This window comes from Herbaspirillum sp. NPDC087042, assembly GCF_044745245.1.
In the GTDB taxonomy this organism is placed as follows: domain Bacteria; phylum Pseudomonadota; class Gammaproteobacteria; order Burkholderiales; family Burkholderiaceae_D; genus Herbaspirillum.
Genome location: NZ_JBIUZW010000001.1, coordinates 316,175 through 334,669 on the forward strand (window position 1 = coordinate 316,175; position 18,495 = coordinate 334,669).

Below are 18,495 nucleotides of genomic sequence, written 5' to 3' on the forward strand. Positions count from 1 at the left end.
CATGTCCCTGAACCTGTACTCCCCCACCTCCCTCCCCCGGCGCTGGAGCGGCCTGGCAGGCTGCGCCGCGCTGGGCCTGGCCCTCGGTGGCTGCGCCGTCGGCCCCGATTTCAAGGAACCCGAGGCCCCCAAGGTCAGCGCCTACACCGCCGAGAAGGTCGAGGCCTCCCAGAGCATTGACGGCCAGCGCTTCGTGGCCGGCCAGGATGTGCCCGGCCAATGGTGGAAGGCCTTCGGCTCCCCGGCCCTGGATGCGCTGGTCGATGACGCACTGGCCAACAACGCCGACCTGCAGGCGGCCCAGGCTGCCTTGCGCTCGGCGCGCGAGACGGCGGCGGCACAGGGTGGCGCGCTCTTCCCCAGCGTCGACCTGCATTTCATGCCGACGCGCCAGAAGGTCGCCGATACCCTGGCCAGCCCGCTGGCCGACAACAGCTATATCTACAACCTGCATACCGCCCAGCTCAACATCTCGTACGCGCCCGATATCTTTGGCGGTACGCGCCGCCAGATCGAGGCCGGCCGCGCCCAAGCCGAGGTGCAACGCTTCCAGCGCAATGCCACCTACCTGACCCTGGTCTCCAATGTGGTACTGGCGGTGGTCAACGAAGCCTCGCTGCGTGACCAGTTGCAGGCCGCCGAAAAGGCCGAGGCGCTGGCCGCGCAACAGCTGGAACTGGTGCGCAAGCAGCGTGCGCTGGGCGCACTGGGCCTGGCCGACGTGGCCGCCCAGGAAAGCCTGCTGGCCCAGGCGCAGACGGTCTTGCCGGGCCTGCGCAAGCAGCTGGCCCAGCAGCGCGACCAGATCGCGGTGCTGGCCGGTCGCTTCCCCGGCCAGGGCGGTACGCCCCAGGTGCAATTGTCGGCCCTGACCTTGCCGACCGAACTGCCGCTGAGCCTGCCCTCCACCCTGGTACAGCAGCGCCCCGACGTGCGTGCGGCCCAGGCGCAACTGCAGGCGGCGTCGGCCCAGGTCGGCATCGCCATCGCCAATCGCCTGCCCAGCTTCACCATCACCGGCGCCATCGGCAGCTCGGCCCAGGAGTTCTCCAAGCTGTTCACCTCGGGGCCGGGCTTCTGGACCCTGGGGCTGGACCTGGCTACGCCAATCTTCCATGGCGGCAGCCTGCAACACCAGCAGCGTGCCGCCGAGGCCGGGCTTGACCAGGCCGGCGCGCAGTACCGCAGCGTGGTGCTGGGGGCCTTCCAGAACGTGGCCGATACCCTGCACGCGATTGCTGCCGATGCCGACGCACTCAACGCCGCCACGCGCGCCGAAGGCGCTGCCCAGCGCAGCTTCGACGCGGCCCAGGCGCAATGGAAGGCGGGGATTGCCGGCTATCCGCAAGTGCTGCTGGCACAGCAGAACCTGCTCTCGGCCAGCCAGTCGCGGGTGCAGGCGCAGGCAGTGCGGCTGTCCGACACCGTGGCGCTGTTCCAGGCGCTGGGTGGCGGCTGGTGGCACCAGGATCTTTGAACCATCCACCAATAAGAAAAGGGGAACGGCGGCCAGCGTGCCGCCGACATGACGCATGAAACGCTATCTACTCGCGGCCCTGCTGCCGCTGCCTGTGCTGGCCTTCGCCGCTGACGAACCCGCCGACTCTGGCGATGAACCCTGGAACATGCACGGCCAGGCTACCTATATCTGGCAGCGCAAGTCCCCCTTCGATGCTGCCTATAGCGGTCCCAACAGTCTGGGGACGCAGGCAGAGAAAACCTACTCGTTCTCTGGCACGCTGTTCTTCGGCTTGCGCCTGGCCCAGGGGACCGAGCTGTACTTCGACCCGGAGGTGGTGCAATCGGTCCCCATGTCAGGCCTGACCGGCCTGGGCGGCATGATCAATTCCGAGCAGCAGAAATCGTCCGGGCCGAATCCGACCTTCTATCGCGCCCGCCTGTTCCTGCGCCAGACCTGGAACCTGGACGGCGAAACCACCCGGGTGGAGTCCGACGCCAACCAGCTGGCCACCAGCATCAGCGCGCGCCGGGTGGTGGTGACCGCCGGCAACTACGCCATCACCGACGTCTTCGACAACAATGCCTACGCCCATGACGGTCGCACCCAGTTCCTGAACTGGTCCTTGCTCACCCACGGCGCTTTCGACTATGCCGCCGATACCCGTGGCTACACCTGGGGCGCAGCCATCGAGTACTACGACAACGACTGGGTCTACCGCTATGGCCGCTACCTGGTGCCGCAGGAGTCCAACGGCCAGGCGCTTGATTCGCGCATCATGCGCCACTACGGCGAACAGGCCGAGATCGAGCACGCCCACCAGATCGGCGGCCAGCCGGGCAAGCTGCGCCTGCTGGTGTTCCACAACCACATGGTCAGCGGCAGCTTCCGCGACGCGCTGGCGGCGGCCGCCGCCAATGGCGGTACGCCCTCGGTGGCCGATGTGCGCCGGGAACAGGGCAAGTACGGGCTGGGCATTGCCGGCGAACAGAGCCTGAGCTCGGATATCGGCGTGTTCTTCCGGGCTAGCTGGAACGATGGCCAGACCGAGACCTATTCCTTTACCGAGGTCGAGCGTTCGGTCACGGCCGGGGTCCAGGTCACCGGCCAGCGCTGGGGCCGCGCCGACGACGTGCTGGGCATCGCTGCCATCGCCAACGGCTTGTCCAAGGCGCACCAGGATTATCTGGCTGCCGGCGGCACCGGCGTGTTCATCGGCGATGGCCGCCTGAACTATCGCCCCGAGCAGATCGTGGAGGCCTACTACAACCTGCGCGTGACCAAGTCCACCACGGTGGCCCTGGACGTGCAGAAGATCTTCAACCCGGCCTACAACGCCGACCGTGGACCGGTGCTGGTGCTGGGCGCGCGCCTGCATACGCAATTCTAAAAAAGGGCTGTGGGCGATGCGTTACGGCGCCCACCGCCCTCCTACAATGGAGACACTGCCATGAACCTGTCCTGGAAAACCGGCATCGCCGCGCTGGCCCTGCTGGGCCTGTCGGCCTGCGCATGCATCGACCCGCATGAGCATCATGACGCGGCCGGCACGGTGGAGCGCTTCATCGACCAGCAGGCCCAGCCCGAGCAGCTGCCACCCTGCCTGGCCAGCCGTATCGCCCAGATCCAGGATGGTACCCGCTTTGCCGCCATCCGCTATCGGCACTGGGCCAGCCACTTCAAATCCACCGTGTACGCCGAGGTGCCTGCCGGCATGACGCTGCAACTGCATCAGGAAGTACGGATCGAACCCGGCCAGTGCTCGCACGACGAGCTGGCCGTTATCGTGCAAAATGATGCGCTATCCACCAGAAAAGGAGCCATGTGATGGGTGACAAGACCGCCAAGGCAGACAAGCCCGCCATCAACTGGCTGGACCAGCCCGAGGAGCACGACTACCCGGCTGCCCAGTCCTACCTCAACCTGCTCTACGACGACAAGAAGACCGCCGACCTGGTGCGCCGCCTGCGCGAAGCACCGATGGCGGCCTTCAAGGCCAAGGACATCCTGCGCGCCTCCGGCCTGTCGCCATTGGGCATGAGCAATGCCCACGTCGAAAAGGATCTGAAGAAGATCCAGTCCGGCACCCGGATCTCGCCGCTGCTGCTGGTGCGCCAGGATGGCCAGCGCACCGTGGTAGCAGATGGCTACCATCGCCTGTGCGCCCTCTACAGCTTCGACGAAGACACCACCATTCCCTGCAAGATCGTCTGATCCCGCGGCCCTCCCCGTTCAGTGGGAGTGCTGGTGGTGGCTGTCGGGGAAGTGGGCATGCGCATGGCGGGTGGCGGCATGCCGGTGGCGGTGGCTATGGACCACGCCCGGCGCCACGTCCTGCCCATGCTCGTGGGTGTGATGCAGGTCGTCGTGGCGATGTGCGTGTTCATGCTCGATCTCGTCGTGCAGGTGCTCATGGCTATGCGTTTCGGTCAGGTGCAGCCAGATGCCCAGCCCCATCAGCAATCCCGCCGTCACCAGTTGCTCGCTGAGCGCCTCTCCCATGAGCAGGGCCAGCATGGCGCCCAGGAAAGGCGCGGCCGAGAAGTAGGCGCCGCTGCGCGCCGTCCCCAGGTGGCGCAGCGCCACCACGAACAGGCTCAGGCTCACGCCATAGGCCAGGAACCCCAGCACGGCCGTGGCCGCCATGACCGGCAGCGGCGGCAAGTGCGCTCCCAGCGCCAGTGCCAGCACCAGGTTGGTGGAACCGGCCACCAGGCCCTTGACGCTGGCGATCCAGGAGCCGTCCGAGAGCGATACCTTGCGCGTGAGGTTGTTGTCGATGGCCCAGGCCAAGCAGGCGCCCAGGATGCACAGCGTGGGCAGCAGGTCGGCCGCATCGACCTGGCGCGGCCAGGCCAGCACCACGGCGCCGGCTACGATGGCGGCCATGCCCAGGGCGACGCGGCGATCGACGTTCTCGCGGAAGGCGAACCAGGCCAGCAAGGCCGTCAGCACGCCCTCGGCATTCAACAGCAAGGCCGCACTGGAGGCCGGTGCGGCGCGCAATCCCAGCATCAGCAATACCGGCGCGATCACCCCACCGGCCAGCACGGCAGCCCCGAACCAGCCAGCTTCGGCGCGTGGCAGGCGCACCGCCTGCGCGCGCCTCAGGCGGCGGAAGATGAACAGCCCGCTGCCCGATCCCAGATACAGCAAGGCGGCGATGACCCAGGGCGAGTTGCCCGTCAGCAGGGGCTTGGCCAGCGGCGTGGCGGCCCCGAACAGCAAGGCCGACAGCAGGGCTGCCCTGACGCCGGGATGTCGTAGTGTGTTCCAGAGTTGCATGTGAGATTCTCCTGCCTGTTGCTGCATCTGCGGTCTTGCATACAGCCGGTGCGCAAGCTTAGCCGATCAGGGCGGCGACATCATGACAATGCGCTGACAAGGGCCTCAGAACCAGTGATTGGCCTGTTTCAGGTCGGTGCGCAGTTCGCGGAAACAGTGGTCGGTCCAGTGGCTGCGGCTGACTTCGTTGCGCCGCATGAGCACGATCTTGCGCTTCAGGGTGGGCTGGCGCAAGGGCGCCACATGCAGGCTGTCGTCGCGCAGGTAACTGGTATAGAGGCTGGGCATGATGCCGATGGCAATGCCCGAGCGTACCACGCCATAGAGCGATTCGCTGTGCACCACCTGGTAGCGCCGCGACGAGGCCAGTCCATGCTGCATCAGGGCCGCCGAGGCGAATTCCCACACGCTGCCCTGGGTAAACATCACGATCTCCTCCCCCGCCATCTGCCGCCACTGCACTTCCTTGGCGCCGGCCAGCGCATGATGGCGCGACACGATCAGCACCAGCTCATCCTCGAACAGGCTCACCGTCTCCAGCGTTTGCGAGGACAGCGAGTCAGGCGGCTTGATCCCCACACAGAAGTCCAGCTTGCCCGAATGCAAGGCATCCAGCAGGGCATCATTGGGCATGTCCTGTAGCAGAATTTCCACATGCTCGTCATGCGCCTGGTTGTAACGGGCGATCACGGCGGCCGTCAGGGTCACCGCCGAGGGGATCGCGCCGACCCGGATGCGGTGGCGTCCGGTACCGATGGCGTGCTCGATGTCTTCGAAGATATTGCTGGCCGTATTGAGCAGGTGGCGCGCGTATTCCAGCACCACGCCGCCCTGGGCGGTGAGGCTGATCTGGTGCGTGGTGCGGTCGAAGAGCCGCGTCCCAAGCTGGTTTTCGAGTTGCTTGATGGATGCCGACAGGGCCGGCTGGGTCACCGCCAGGGCATCGGCGGCGCGGCTGAAACTGTTGGTCTCGGCCAGCGTGACCAGCGCCTGCAGGTGCCGCAGCGTGACTTTCTGGTTGAGTTTGATCATAAGAAATGGGCAAGCCGCCAGAATCGCGCCGCCTGGTTATAAGTTCTATTTATGAAATTATAAATATAAACAAATTATATTATTTAATCACTTGTCCTATGCTCCACACCGTTCGCAGCGAATTCCAACAATGAACGGTCGCAAGACCATGATCAAAATCACAGGGGCAGGCATGAAAAAACATTGGATGATAGGCGCGCTGGCCATTCCGGCAGCGCTGGCAGGCACGCAGGCGCAGGCGCAAAGCAAGTTCGAGATCTATGGCCTGATCTCGGGCGGCGTCGGTTACCTCTCCAACCAGGGCGGTCCGCACAATCTGGAGGCGCTGTCCGGCACCAACCAGAACCCGCGCATCGGTTTCCGTGGCCAGGAAGACCTGGGCGGTGGCAACAAGGCCATCTTCACGCTGGAAAACGGCTTCAACATGATGACCGGCGCCGCCGCGCAGAGCGGTCGCCTGTTCGGCCGCCAGTCCTGGGTGGGCCTGTCCTCCAACAGCATGGGAACGGTGACCCTGGGCCGCCAGTATGAAGCGGTCAAGGATTACCTCGGTCCGGTGGTCATCGCCAGCAACGGCGTGCACATCGGCGACAACGACAACGGCTACAACAACCTGCGCGCGCAGAACTCGGTGAAGTACGTCAGCCCGTATTTCAACGATTTCAACGTCACCGCCCTGTACGGCTTCGGCGAAGCTGCCGGCGACACCAGCACCAACCGCGTCATGAGCATCGGCTCGGGCTACAAGGGCGGCAACTTCCGCTGGGCCGTGGCCTATACCCAGATGGATACGCCCAACAGCAGCAAGAGCCCCGATGGCGCCATGGGCAACGACTACGCCAGCTCGCTGCTGATCTTCAACAAGAGTGCGGTCAACAGCGCCTTCGGCGTGCGCCGCCAGCGCATCTCCGGCACCGGTGGTTTCTACACCGTGGGCAATACCGACTTCGGCGCGATGTACAGCAACGTCAAGTATGAGTATCTGGACAACACCAAGCTGACGCTGCAGAACTTCGACATCAACCTGGTGCACCACTACACGCCGGCGCTGAACCTGGGCGCGTCCTACTTCTACACCACCGGCAAGTACGACACCATCAACACCAATCCGAAGTGGCACCAGATCAACCTGCAGGCGGATTACTTCCTCTCCAAGCGCACTGACGTGGCCATCACCTACAGCTACCAGCTGGCCGCCGGTGACGCCAAGAACGCCACCATCTTCGGCTTCCCCTCGTCCAGCGACAAGAAGCAGGCCGTCCTGATGCTGGGCATGCGTCACGTGTTCTGATCGTTCTCCCCAGGCCTGGCCGCTGGCTCCCCCGGCGGTCGGGCCTACAATACAAGTCTTTTGTCGGTTCCAAGGATAGTCATGTTGAACAAAGCACGTTTCCCGGGCGCACGCGCCGCCCTCGCCACCGTCGGTCTCGGTCTGGCCTTGCTGGGCAATCCTGCCCATGCGGAAAAACGCACGCTGGTGCTGTCGGCCTATCCGATCTCCCAGCCGCTGTTCAACAAGCTGGTCTATGCCCCCTTCAAGGAAAAATGCGGCTGCGAGATCGTGGTCGAGACCGGCAACAATGCCGACCGCATCGCCAAGCTGGATGCCCGCCGCAACAATCCGGTGGTGGACCTGGTGCTGCTGTCGGACTTCGGCATGCTCGAAGCCGCCCGCAAGGGCCTGGTGCAGCCGCTGGACTACAGCCAGCTGAAGAACTACGGCCAGCTCTATCCCTTCGCCCGCAATCCCATCGGTGGCAACTATGCCGTCGGCTACACCATCTATTCGGTGGGCCTGGTCTACCGCAGCGACAAGACCGCCGCGCCCAAGTCCTGGAAGGATCTCTGGAACCCCGAGCTCAAGGGCCGCATCGCCCTGCCCGATGTCAGCACCACGCAAGGCCCGCTGGCCCTGCAGATGGCCGATCTGGCCTGGGGTGGCAAGGGAGGCGACTACGCCACCGGCATGCAGAAGATCCTCGCCATCAAGAACAATGTCGTGACCTTTACCAAGAACAGCGCGCAATTGTCGTCGCTGTTTGCCCAGGACGAGATCTGGGCCGCGCCGGTGGCGCGCTTCACCTGGGCGCAGCTGATGAAGACCGGCATGCCGCTGAAGTGGGCCATCCCCGCCGAGGGCCAGGCCGCCGGCATGAATGTCATGGGCATCGTCGCCAAGTCGAAGAATGCCGACCTGGCCTACCAGCTGATGGACTTCTGGTTGTCCAGGGAAGTGCAGACGGCGCTGGCCATGGAACTGGTCGATTCGCCCGTCAACACCCAGGTGGTGCTGCCCAAGGACAAGGCCGAATTCAATACCTATGGCGGCGAGCACATTGCCTCGCTGAAGTTCGTCAAGCCCGAAGACCTGCTCAAGCACCGCTCGGGCTGGCTGGAGCAATGGAACAAGGGCATCAGCAAGTAAGAAGCTGACGCCATCGCGTGACGCCACGTCCCTGCCGGACGTGGCGCCGCCTCTCCTTTTCGACACCTGTTTGCGCACCATGCTCGCACAATCCAAAACCCGCCTCGGCCTGATGCTGGTCATGCCGGCGCTGATCTTTACCGTGGTCTGCTTCCTGCTGCCGGTCGCCGCCCTGCTGCTGGACGCCTTCCGCATCGGCGGCCCGGACAGCCTGGACGGTGGCCCGCTGCAATGGAGCCTGGCCCGCTTTGCCGATTTCTTTGCCGAACCGCTGCACCTGCAGGTCTTGTGGCGCACCCTGCGCATCGCCGCGCTGGTGACGGCGTGCTCCGCCCTGCTCTGCTATCCGGCGGCCCAGGCCATCGTGCGCGTAGCGCCGCGCTGGCGCGGCCTGGTGCTGGGCATGATGATCCTGCCGCTGATGGTCTCGCCGATCGCCCGTACCTATGCCTGGATCGTGCTGTTCGGCCGCAATGGCGCGGTCAATGCCGTGCTGATGCATCTGGGCCTGGCCGACGAACCGCAACGGCTGCTGTTTTCCGAGATGGCCGTCTTCGTCGGCCTGCTGCAACTGCTGTTGCCGCTGATGCTGATGTCGCTGGTCAGTGCCATGGAAAACATTTCCGCCGACCTGGCACTGGCCGCCTCCACCCTGGGGGCCAATGCCTGGCAGGTCTTCACCCGCGTGACCCTGCCATTGACACAGGAAGGCCTGATCGTGGGCGGCCCCCTGGTCTTTACCGGTAGCGTCACCGCCTATGTCACCCCGGCCCTGCTGGGCGGGCCCAAGGTCTTGATGCTGGAGACACTGCTGTACCAGAAGGTCAGCGTGGAAAGCGATTTCGGCACCGCCAACGTGATCGCCGTGATCCTGGTGGCCATGACGCTGGTGGTCAACGCCGGCCTGAAACGTATTGCCGCACCCCGGAGGTCGACATGAAACAAGCTTTGTTCCCGCGCGTGGTGCTGTGGGCCGTGATGCTGTTCCTGCTGGGGCCGTTCGTGATCGTCTTCCTGGCCGGGTTCAGCGGTGGCGAGACGCTGGCCTTCCCGCCGCCCTCGTATTCGCTGCGCTGGATCGTGGCAGTGCTGCAGGCCGATGAATTCCGCCAGGCCTTCGGCACCAGCCTGGAGATTGGTCTCTTGGCGACCGTCATCGCCCTGCTGCTGGGTGTGCCAGTGGCCTATGCGATGTCGCGCACGCCGCCTCCCGGCATGGCCGTCATCAAGCAAGTACTGACTTCTCCCCTGATCATCCCGGCCATGCTGGTGGGCCTGGGCCTGCTGCGCCACTTCGTGCTGCTGGTCGATGCCCCGGTGTTCCTGGGCCTGCTGGTGGGCCACGTCGGTCTGCTGACGCCTTACGCGGTGCGGGTGGTCTATTCCAGCCTGGCCAACCTGCGCATGGATATCGAGGAAGCCGCCATCACCCTGGGCGCCACCCGCGCCCAGACCTTCCGCCTGGTGGTCTTGCCCAATATCCGCGGCGCGGTGATTGCGGCCTTCTTCCTGGCCTTCGTGACTTCCTTCAACCAGGTGCCGGTGTCGCTGTTCCTCACCGGTCCCGGTATCAGTACCCTGCCCATCGAGATGCTGGGCCATATGGAAAACAGCTTCGATCCGTCCATTGCCGCGCTGTCCACGCTGCTGGTGATGTTCACGATGGCCTTTGTGCTGGTCACCGAGAAGCTGCTGGGCATTTCCAAATACATGTGATGTGAGAACGTGATGAGTTACCTGAAATTGCAGCAAGTCGCCCTCGGCTACGGCAATGCCAAGACCGCCGTGCAAGGCCTGGACCTGGACGTGGCGCGGGGCGAACTGATCTCCCTGCTCGGCCCCAGCGGCTGTGGCAAGACCACGACCATGCGCGCCATCGCCGGCCTGATCGAGCTGCGCGGCGGCAGCATCACCCTGGATGGCCGCGACATCAGCCGCCTGCCGCCCAACAAGCGGGATATCGGCCTGGTGTTCCAGTCCTATGCACTGTTCCCGCACCTGAACGTGTTCGACAACGTGGCCTTCGGCCTGCGCCTGCGCAAGGTGCCGGCGGCCGAGCTGCGCCAGCGCGTGGAACAGGTGATCGCCGCCGTCGGCCTGGCCGGCTTCGAGGCGCGCCTGCCGGCCCAGATGTCGGGTGGCCAGCAACAGCGCGTGGCGCTGGCGCGTGCCATCGTCATCGAACCCAAGCTCCTGCTGCTGGACGAGCCCCTCTCCAACCTCGACGCCAAGCTGCGCGTGCAGATGCGTGCCGAACTGCGCCGCATCCAGCGCGAGCTGGGCATCACCATGCTCTACGTCACCCATGACCAGGACGAAGCCCTGGCCATGTCGGACCGCATCGTGGTCATGAATGGCGGCAAGATCGAACAGCTCGATACCCCGGAGCAGTTGTTCAATGCCCCGCGCACGCGCTTCGTGGCCAACTTCATGGGCTTCGAGAACCTGTTCGACTACCGTGACGGCCAGTTGCATGGCCCCGCCGGCCAGTTGCCGCTGGCCCTGCTGCCGCCCGGCACCGCCTGCGCCGCCTGGCGCGTGCAGCAGGTGCCGGTCGGTCGTGGCGCCTATCGTGGCCGCGTGCTCTCGCGCGGCTTCCTGGGCGAGAGCGTGGAATACCTGCTTGAGACCCCGCTGGGCCAGGTACGCGGCATGGCGCAGGCCGCGCTGGCGACGGCCCGCGAAGGCGAGGACGTGGCCTTCGACCTGCCGGCCGGCGAGGCCCTGCTGCTCGATGCCTGAATGCCTGAGACCGGGCACAACTCCGATAACACAACCCTGCAAGACAAGAACAATGAAAAAGATCTGGCTTGATACCGACCCCGGCTTCGACGACTGGCTGGCCATGCTGATGCTGTCGGCCAACCTCGACGTGAGCTGGCTGGGCGTCTCGGTGGTGGCGGGCAATGCCCCGCTGGTGACCACCTATGACAATGCGCTGCGCATCAAGCAGCACTACCGCCTGGATGTGCCGGTCTACGCCGGCTGCGCCGCGCCGCTGGCCGGCGCCATCGAGACTGCCCAATCGATCCTGGGCGAGTCCGGCATGGCCACCACTGGCGAAGCCCTGCCGCAGGTCGATATTGCCGCGCTGGAAGCCCAGCAGTCGGCCCGCCTGCAACGCTCGCCGCTGCCGCACGCGGTGGATGCGCTCATCGAGGCGATCCGCCTGCATGCGGGCGATATCACGCTCATGTGCATCGCCCCGCTGACCAATATCGCCATGGCCTTGCAGCGTGCGCCCGAGATCGCCTCCATGGTCAGTGAAATCATCCTCATGGGCGGCTCGGCCGACCAGGGCAACCACACGGCTGCCGCCGAATTCAACATCTTCGCCGATCCTGAGGCGGCCGATGTGGTGTTCCGGTCCGGCATCCCGCTGCGCATGTTCGGCCTGAACCTGTGCCGCCAGCTGCTGGTGACCTCGGCCGAGGTGCAGCAGGTGCGCGACCTGGGCACGCCCCGGGCAAAGTGGCTGGCCGGCTACTTCGACGCCTACCTGCGCATCCGCAGCCCCGACGGCTCGGTGCCCATGCCCATGTATGACCCGGCAGTGGCGATCTGGATCAAGCGCCCGGAACTGTTCAGCTTCCAGCCGGCGCGGGTGGATATCGAACTGCAGGGCCGGCTCACGCGTGGCATGACCGTGTGCGAATTCCGCGTGCCGCGCCGGGCCAAGCCCAATGCGCAGGTGGCGATGACCGTGGATGGTCCGCGTGCCATGCAATGCATGATGCAGGAACTGCTGGGCAGCCTGTCCTGAGCGGCTTGCCGCCCCTCTTTCAAGATTGATCTTTATGACCCTGTTTGAAGACGCAACCTCAGGGCCGCTTTCGCTCGAACAATTCGTGCGCGCGCTGCCCAAGGTCGAATTGCATTGCCACCTCTTCGGCGCCGTGCGCCGCCAGACCTTCAGCGCGCTCTCGGCGCGTGCTGGCCATCCGGTGAGCGAGGAGGATATCGAAGCCTTCTACACCCGTGGCGAGAAACCCGTGGGCGTGCTGCGCGTGCTGCGCGCACTGGACGCCATGCTGATCCGCGAGCCCGACGACCTGCGCCGCCTGGCCTATGAATACCTGGAAGACGCCCATGCCCATGGCGTGGCCTACAGTGAATTCTTCTGGAACCCGACCGGCACCGTGCGCATCTCGGGCATTGCCTATGACCAGGCCCAGGACGCCATCGTCGCCGGCATCGTGGCGGCCGAGCGTGACTTCGGCATCATCGGCCGCCTGATCCCCAGCATCGACCGCGAAGCCAGCCCCGAGGAGGCCGTGGCCATGGTGCAGTGGATGCTGGCCCACCGCGCGCCGCAGGTGCTGGGCATCGGCATGGATTACCGCGAGAACGACCGCCCGCCCGAGCTGTTCGAAGAAGCCTACCGGCTGGCACGCGAAGCGGGCCTCAAGACCACCGCCCATGCCGGCGAATTCGGCATGCCCTGGAACAATGTGGCCACCGCCATCGACCTCTTGCAGGTCGACCGGGTCGATCACGGCTACACCATCGTCGACAACCCCGCACTGCTGCAACGCTGCATCGCACGCGGGCTGGTCTTTACGGTGGTGCCGACCAATTCCTACTACCTGCGCACGCTGGCGCCGCAGCGTTGGGCCCAGGACCATCCGATCCGCCAGATGCTGGCGGCAGGCTTGCGCCTGCATCCCAATACCGACGATCCGACCCTGCACCTGATCACGCCCACCGGGGCCTGGATGATGATGCTGCAGCTGGGCGCCAGCGTGGATGACTTGAAGGGTTTCATGCAGAACGGTCTCGATGCAGCGTGGATGGACGAGGGCTTGCGACAGCGCTGGCACGCGCAATGGAGCGCGCAGTTCGATGCGCTGAGGCAGCGCCTGCAGGCGTAGCGGCGTCACCGCGCGGGGCACCGATCCGGCATTTCCGCCCCGCGCCAGCAGGAATCCTCGTGAACGGTCACAATAGCGCTCTTTGCACTCCCCGCAGTCCCTTCCCATGAGCACATTTGCCCCGCCCACCGCCAAGCATCCGCCCAATCATCCGCGCTTCCTGCTGTTCCTGATCTGCGCCTTCGCGTCGGCCGGACAGCTGGCCATCGACATCTACGTCCCGGCGCTGCCGGTGATGGCGCATTACTATGAGACCTCGGCCCAGGCTATCCAGTCCAGCGTGACCGGCTACCTGATCGCCTACGCCTGCGGCCAGTTGCTCTTCGGCCCCATGGCCGATGCCTATGGCCGCAAGCGCATCCTGGCGCTGGGGCTGGGCATGTTCACGCTGGGCTGCGCGCTGTCGCTGGCCGCGCCCAACCTGGAAACCTTCGTGGCCGCCCGCGTCCTGCAGGGCTTCGGCATCGCCGCCACCAACCTGCTGGCCAAGGCCATCATCACCGATTCCTTCGTCGGCCAGGAACTGGTACATGCCTACACCTACATGGCCACCGCCTGGGGCCTGGCGCCGATTATCGCGCCGGTGATCGGGGCGCACCTGCAGGAAGCCTTCGGCTGGCGCTCCTGCCTGGTCTTCCTGCTGGTCTATTCCTTCGGCATGTGGGCGGTGCTGTGGCGCTATCGCGAGACACTGGCGCAGCCGGTGCGGCTGCATCCGGCCACGCTGCTCAAGAATGCCCGCAAGGTGCTGGCCAGCCCGGTGTTCCAGAGCTGCTTCCTGGCCCAGGGCCTGTGCTACAGCATCTTGCTGGTGTTCAACATTGTCGGTCCCTTCATGGTGCAAAACACCCTGCATGAGCCGCCGACCTTCTTCGGTTACCTGGCCCTGGCCATTGGCGTGATGTATTTCCTGGGCGGCATCTCCAATCGCCTGCACCATCCGCGCCTGCCCACGCCCGAGCAGCGCCTGCGCATCGGCGCGCGCGTGATGACCGCTGCCGCCTTCGCCATGCTGGCGCTGGCCCTGACCGTGGGTCTGCAGGTCTGGACGCTGATGGCTCCGGTGCTGGTGATGGCCTTCTGCGCTGGCGCCATGTATCCCACGCTGATGGCCAAGGGTAATTCCATCTTCCCGCATATTGCCGGTTTGACCAGTGCCATCCTCGGCTTTGCGCTGCTGCTGGTGTCGTCGGGAATGATGGGGCTGGCCGGCTTCGTGTCCATCCACAGCCTCACGCCCCTGGCGGTGTTCTTCTGCATCGTCGGCCTGACCGTCATCCTCATGATCGGCAAGCTGCTGCAACACCTGCAGCCGCCTGCGGCCGACCTGGCCAAGCCGGCCGCCAGCCGCTGAGGGGCAAATCCGCCACACTTGGACAAGTGATACTGGCGACGCGCCCCGAATCAGGCGACAATTTCCCCCTGGCATCGCTGCCAGCAACATCCCGGATCCGCCTTGAGGGAGGCCGATCCGGTTGTTGTCCGGTCGCACATCAGAAAAACCCTGATAGGCGACCCTTTATCCGGGGAATAGGATGAGGCCATCGAATCTGGTCTTGTCCACGAGAGGGAAACATGAACGTCATCCAAAGCCTGCTGCACTACGGTAGCTATGCCGTGGCTTTCTACGCACTCTATTTTGTCGTCGCTGCAGCAGCGTCGTCGCTCTATGTATGGCAACGCGTCTATCGCAAGCCTGAACTGCAGCCGGTGCCGGTGCCGGTACGGGCCCGCCGCGAGCTGCACGATCGCGATTCGCGCCTGCGCTGAACATGGGCCCCGCGCGGGCCAGGCATTGCCAGCAAAGAGGGCCGGTCATGACCGGCCCTCTTTCTTTTTCCCTTACCCATTTCCTGATCAGAACAGCTCCTGCTGGGGCGAGGTGACGGCGCCAAAGCTGTCATCGACGAACACCAGGATGGCGTCGGCCACCGGCGCCAGCTGGCGCTCCAGATAGTGCGCATAGTCGATGGCGGCACTGCGCTTTTCCAGCGGTTCGGGGCCGGCGGTGGTCATCACGTAGTTGATCCAGCCGCCCTGCTGGTATTGCGGCGGACGCCCATCTTCCTGGTTGACCAGGTCGGCCATGCGCGCGGCCCGCACATGGGGCGGCACATTCTTTTCATAGTGATCGAGCTGGCGCCGCAGGCGCTTGCGGTAGACCAGCAGCGCATCCAGACGGCCGGCCAGCAGGTCGGCCACATACCCGGCGATATAGTCGCGATACGGTTCCTGCTTGAAGATGCGCAGATACAGCTCCTGCTGGAAGCGCTGCGCCAGCGGCGTCCAGTCGGTGCGCACCGTCTCCAGTCCCTTGTAGGTCACCTTGTCTTCACCCGCCTCGGTACGGACGTAACCGGCATAGCGTTTCTTGCTGCCGGTATCGGAGCCACGCACATTGGGCATGAGGAAGCGCTGGTAATGCACCTCGAACTGCAGTTCCAGGGCACTGTCGAGTCCGTAATCGCTGGCCAGTTTCCGGCGCCACCAGTCGTTGATCAGCCCCGCCAGTTCCAGTCCGATGCGACGCGCCTGCTGGTCGTCGTGCGCGCGCTTGAGCCAGACGAAGGTAGAGTCGGTATCGCCATAGATGACTTCATAGCCCTGCTGTTCGATCAGTTCGCGGGTGTGATGCATGATCTCGTGGCCGCGCCGCGTGATCGAGGAGGCCAGGCGCGAATCGAAGAAGCGGCAGGCCGTCGAGCCCAGCACGCCGTAGAAGGAATTCATGATGATCTTCAGCGCCTGCTGCAGGGGCTTGTTGCCCTGGCGCTTGGCCTCTTCCCGGCCTTGCCAGATCTGCTCGATGATGGCCGGCAGGCTGTGGCTGCGACGCGAGAAGCGCGCACCGTTGAAGCCCGGCACGGTATCGGCCTCGGGCTCGTTGACGGTGCCGTCCACCAGCCCCGCCGGATCGATCAGGAAGCTGCGGATGATGCTGGGGTACAGGCTCTTGTAGTCCAGCACGATCACCGAGTCATACAGGCCCGAGCGCGAATCCATGACAAAGCCGCCGGGGCTGGCGATCGGCTCGGCATCGCCCAGGTTGGGGGCCACATAGCCCTTGCGATGCAGCTGCGGCAGGTAGAGGTGGGTGAAGGCCGCCACCGAGCCGCCGCTGCGGTCGGCCTGCAGGCCGGTGACGCTGGCGCGCTCCAGCAGGAAGGCCAGGATCTCGGTCTTCCCGAAGATGCGCGTGACCAGTTCGCAATCCTTGAGGTTGTAGGTCGCCAGGGCGGCCTTGTCCTCGGCGAACATGCGGTCGATCTCATCCATGCGCTGATAAGGCGTGGCAATCGCCTTGCCTTCGCCCAGCAGCGTCTGGGCCACATTTTCCAGGCTGAAGGACGGGAAGTTCCAGAAGGCCGAACGCAGGCTTTCGATGCCGTCGATCACCAGCCGTCCCGGCGCATTGACCAGCAGGTGATTGGCGCGCATGCCATTCTCGCGCCACTCCAGCAGGCGTCCGGCACGTCCCAGGCACAGCTTGGCGTGGTATTTGTCGGCCTGCTTCTGCAGCACGTTCAGGTCGAACTGGACCAGGTTCCAGCCGATGATGGCATCGGGGTCATGGCGCGCCATCCAGTCGTTGAGGCATTCGATCAGTTGCTGGCGGGTCTCGCAGAACTGCAGCGAGAAGTCCACCGCTCCGACCGCCCCGCTGGCCGGCCCCAGCGCGTAGACGTTACGCTGGCCGCAGCCCTCGATGGCGATGCTATAGAGTTCGCCGTGCCAGCTGGTCTCGATGTCCAGTGAGGCCAGCCTCAGCGGCGGCCGATAGCCGGGCAAGGGCCGGATGCGTGCCTCGACCAGGGCGCCGTGGCCGTCCTCCACCCCGTGGAAGGCCAGCGGCGCATTGATGAAGCGCTCCATCAGGTAGCGCTCGGGCGGCCGGATATCGGCCTCGTAGACCGGGATGCCGGCGGCCAGCAATTGTTTTTCCTTCTTCAGCAAGGCGCGATAGTGACGGGCATACAGGCCCATCACCGGACGCTGGCTGAAATCCTTGAGCGCATCGAGGGGACGTAATTCGAAGCCGCGCTCGCCTTCCAGCAGCGTACTGATGCGTTCCAGATCGGCCTGCGGCACGAAGGCCACCGCCTGCTGTGGCGGCAGGCGCAGGCATTGCGGGCCGTCCTCGGTGGCGACCCACAACTCGATCTCGACACCGGCTGGCGTATCGCGCCAGTGGCGGCTGAGGATGAAACCGGCGCGCTCGCCTGGGCGCAGATCCGGTGCTTGCCTGCTCTCCTGCATGGGGGTGGTGATATCCGTTTTTACATCAAGAACGCGATTCTACCTGGGTGTCCCGAGGGTTGCGCGAGGCGATTGTTAAGAAGTCCCAACACGCTTTTTCAGCTGCAAAGATTTTAAAAAATTTCCGTTTCTTATCCTCGTTTTGCCGCTGCATGCGTGGTGCCATGCTGGCGCCCATCGCATTCTCGCAACACGGAACGGATCGTCATGAAAACTCTCGCCTACGCCGCTGCCCTGGCCACCTTTGGCGCTCTGTGCGTCACTCTTCCCTCTTCCTCGCAGGCTGCCAGTTTTGATTGCAGCAAGGCCGGATCAGCCAACGAAAAAGCCATCTGTGGCGACGCCGAACTCTCGGCGCTGGACGACAAGCTGGGTCGGGCCTTCCGCCGGGCGCGCCAGGCTGCCACCGATCGCCGCAGTTTCCGCGCCGAGTCCGATCTGCAGTGGCGCTGGCGTGAGCAGAACTGCCACGACCGCGCCTGTCTGCTGGACTGGTACCACCGCCGCCAGGCCGAGCTGGAGGCGCTGGCACCGGCCACCCTGGCCGACGCCAGCCGCCTGCCCCAGAAGACCAGCCGCAGCACCTCGGCGCCAGCCCCCGCGCTGGCTACTGTGACGCCGGTACAATCCGCGCCCGTCGCTGTGGCTGCCACCATCACGCCGGCCGCACCTGTAGCGACGGTCGCGCCAGTCGCGCCGGCCGCACAGGTAGTGGCACCCGCGACACCCATGGCAAGCGCCGCTGCGCCGACCGGTCCGGCACCATTGCAACTGGGCCTCAATACCTCGCAGATCGCCGGCGTGGCACCGCTGGGCAGCATGCCCTGGCCCCACTATGTGCGCATGGACCGGGGCGAGTATTTCTATGAAGACCCGCAGGCGCCGGATCGCCAGCAACTGGTGGGCGTGCGCTACTTCGGCGTGGAAAACGGCCAGTACATCATCGAGGCCGTCAGCGGCGATGCCGTGCTGCGCTATACCTGTAGCGCCGATTGTGCCTACATCGGGCAACTCAAGCTGCCCGGCGATATCGAGAAGGACATGGTGATCGTCAAGAACGACCGCACCTCGCTGCCCTCGATCATCGTCAACGATGCCGTCAACGGGCTGCTGGCGCAGTCCGGCGTACGCTGATCGCGCCCGCATCCTCATCCATCCTCATCGCC

At 65.0% G+C, this 18,495-nt stretch carries 17 protein-coding genes; 14 read left to right on the forward strand and 3 right to left on the reverse strand.

All coding sequences use genetic code 11. The features are described 5' to 3' along the window. Window position 1 precedes the first annotated feature (1 nt). From ACIPHN_RS01410 to ACIPHN_RS01425, 4 genes are read left to right on the forward strand one after another with little or no spacing between them, the layout of a single operon-like run. The gene (locus tag ACIPHN_RS01410) at window positions 2-1,477 is read left to right on the forward strand and encodes an efflux transporter outer membrane subunit (RefSeq protein WP_400431669.1); all 1,476 of its coding nucleotides are present in this window, start codon (window positions 2-4) and stop codon (window positions 1,475-1,477) included. A gap of 55 nt (window positions 1,478-1,532) precedes the next feature. Next, a complete protein-coding gene (locus tag ACIPHN_RS01415) occupies window positions 1,533-2,849 on the forward strand; it encodes a carbohydrate porin (protein ID WP_400431672.1) in 1,317 nt (438 codons plus the stop codon). 60 nt (window positions 2,850-2,909) lie between these two features. Next, on the forward strand, window positions 2,910-3,287 hold the full coding sequence (locus tag ACIPHN_RS01420; protein ID WP_400431675.1) for a hypothetical protein: 378 nt from the start codon (window positions 2,910-2,912) through the stop codon (window positions 3,285-3,287). Further along, on the forward strand, window positions 3,287-3,673 hold the full coding sequence (locus ACIPHN_RS01425) for a hypothetical protein (protein ID WP_400431677.1): 387 nt from the start codon (window positions 3,287-3,289) through the stop codon (window positions 3,671-3,673). Before ACIPHN_RS01420 ends, ACIPHN_RS01425 begins: the two co-directional genes overlap by 1 nt. An 18-nt stretch (window positions 3,674-3,691) precedes the next feature. Here the strand turns inward: ACIPHN_RS01425 and ACIPHN_RS01430 are convergent, their stop codons facing one another. Continuing rightward, entirely contained in the window at window positions 3,692-4,744 is a 1,053-nt protein-coding gene (locus ACIPHN_RS01430; protein WP_400431680.1) for an EamA family transporter, read from the reverse strand. 105 nt (window positions 4,745-4,849) lie between these two features. Next, a complete protein-coding gene (locus tag ACIPHN_RS01435; RefSeq protein WP_400431682.1) occupies window positions 4,850-5,776 on the reverse strand; it encodes a LysR family transcriptional regulator in 927 nt (308 codons plus the stop codon). 172 nt (window positions 5,777-5,948) lie between these two features. Between ACIPHN_RS01435 and ACIPHN_RS01440 the strand changes: the two genes are divergently transcribed. The 9 genes from ACIPHN_RS01440 to ACIPHN_RS01480 all read left to right on the forward strand — a co-directional run bounded on the left by ACIPHN_RS01440 (window position 5,949) and on the right by ACIPHN_RS01480 (window position 14,842). Then, the gene (locus ACIPHN_RS01440; RefSeq protein WP_400431685.1) at window positions 5,949-7,067 is read left to right on the forward strand and encodes a porin; all 1,119 of its coding nucleotides are present in this window, start codon (window positions 5,949-5,951) and stop codon (window positions 7,065-7,067) included. A gap of 81 nt (window positions 7,068-7,148) precedes the next feature. After that, window positions 7,149-8,201, forward strand: coding sequence for a PotD/PotF family extracellular solute-binding protein (locus ACIPHN_RS01445; RefSeq protein WP_400431688.1), 1,053 nt, complete (start codon window positions 7,149-7,151; stop codon window positions 8,199-8,201). Between the two features lie 79 nt (window positions 8,202-8,280). Further along, window positions 8,281-9,141 carry an ABC transporter permease gene (locus ACIPHN_RS01450; RefSeq protein WP_400431691.1) on the forward strand — a complete coding sequence of 287 codons (861 nt, stop codon included), beginning with the start codon at window positions 8,281-8,283 and terminating at the stop codon, window positions 9,139-9,141. Continuing rightward, a complete protein-coding gene (locus ACIPHN_RS01455) occupies window positions 9,138-9,917 on the forward strand; it encodes an ABC transporter permease (protein ID WP_400431694.1) in 780 nt (259 codons plus the stop codon). Before ACIPHN_RS01450 ends, ACIPHN_RS01455 begins: the two co-directional genes overlap by 4 nt. A gap of 12 nt (window positions 9,918-9,929) precedes the next feature. Continuing rightward, a complete protein-coding gene (locus ACIPHN_RS01460) occupies window positions 9,930-10,943 on the forward strand; it encodes an ABC transporter ATP-binding protein (protein WP_400431697.1) in 1,014 nt (337 codons plus the stop codon). A 52-nt stretch (window positions 10,944-10,995) separates the two neighbouring features. Further along, window positions 10,996-11,964, forward strand: coding sequence for a nucleoside hydrolase (locus ACIPHN_RS01465; RefSeq protein ID WP_400431700.1), 969 nt, complete (start codon window positions 10,996-10,998; stop codon window positions 11,962-11,964). 34 nt (window positions 11,965-11,998) lie between these two features. Beyond that, window positions 11,999-13,072: an adenosine deaminase gene (locus ACIPHN_RS01470; protein WP_400431702.1), complete on the forward strand. Its 1,074-nt coding sequence runs from the start codon at window positions 11,999-12,001 to the stop codon at window positions 13,070-13,072. Between the two features lie 106 nt (window positions 13,073-13,178). Then, window positions 13,179-14,426, forward strand: coding sequence for a multidrug effflux MFS transporter (locus ACIPHN_RS01475; protein WP_400431705.1), 1,248 nt, complete (start codon window positions 13,179-13,181; stop codon window positions 14,424-14,426). Window positions 14,427-14,647: 221 nt separating this feature from the next. Further along, a complete protein-coding gene (locus ACIPHN_RS01480) occupies window positions 14,648-14,842 on the forward strand; it encodes a hypothetical protein (protein ID WP_400431708.1) in 195 nt (64 codons plus the stop codon). Between the two features lie 87 nt (window positions 14,843-14,929). Here ACIPHN_RS01480 and ACIPHN_RS01485 read toward each other — a convergent pair whose 3' ends face one another. Continuing rightward, window positions 14,930-17,329, reverse strand: a complete 2,400-nt coding sequence (locus ACIPHN_RS01485; RefSeq protein WP_400431711.1) for a DNA polymerase II — start codon at window positions 17,327-17,329, stop codon at window positions 14,930-14,932. 207 nt (window positions 17,330-17,536) lie between these two features. Between ACIPHN_RS01485 and ACIPHN_RS01490 the strand changes: the two genes are divergently transcribed. Further along, window positions 17,537-18,463 carry a lysozyme inhibitor LprI family protein gene (locus ACIPHN_RS01490; RefSeq protein WP_400431714.1) on the forward strand — a complete coding sequence of 309 codons (927 nt, stop codon included), beginning with the start codon at window positions 17,537-17,539 and terminating at the stop codon, window positions 18,461-18,463. The last annotated feature ends 32 nt before the right edge of the window (window positions 18,464-18,495 follow it).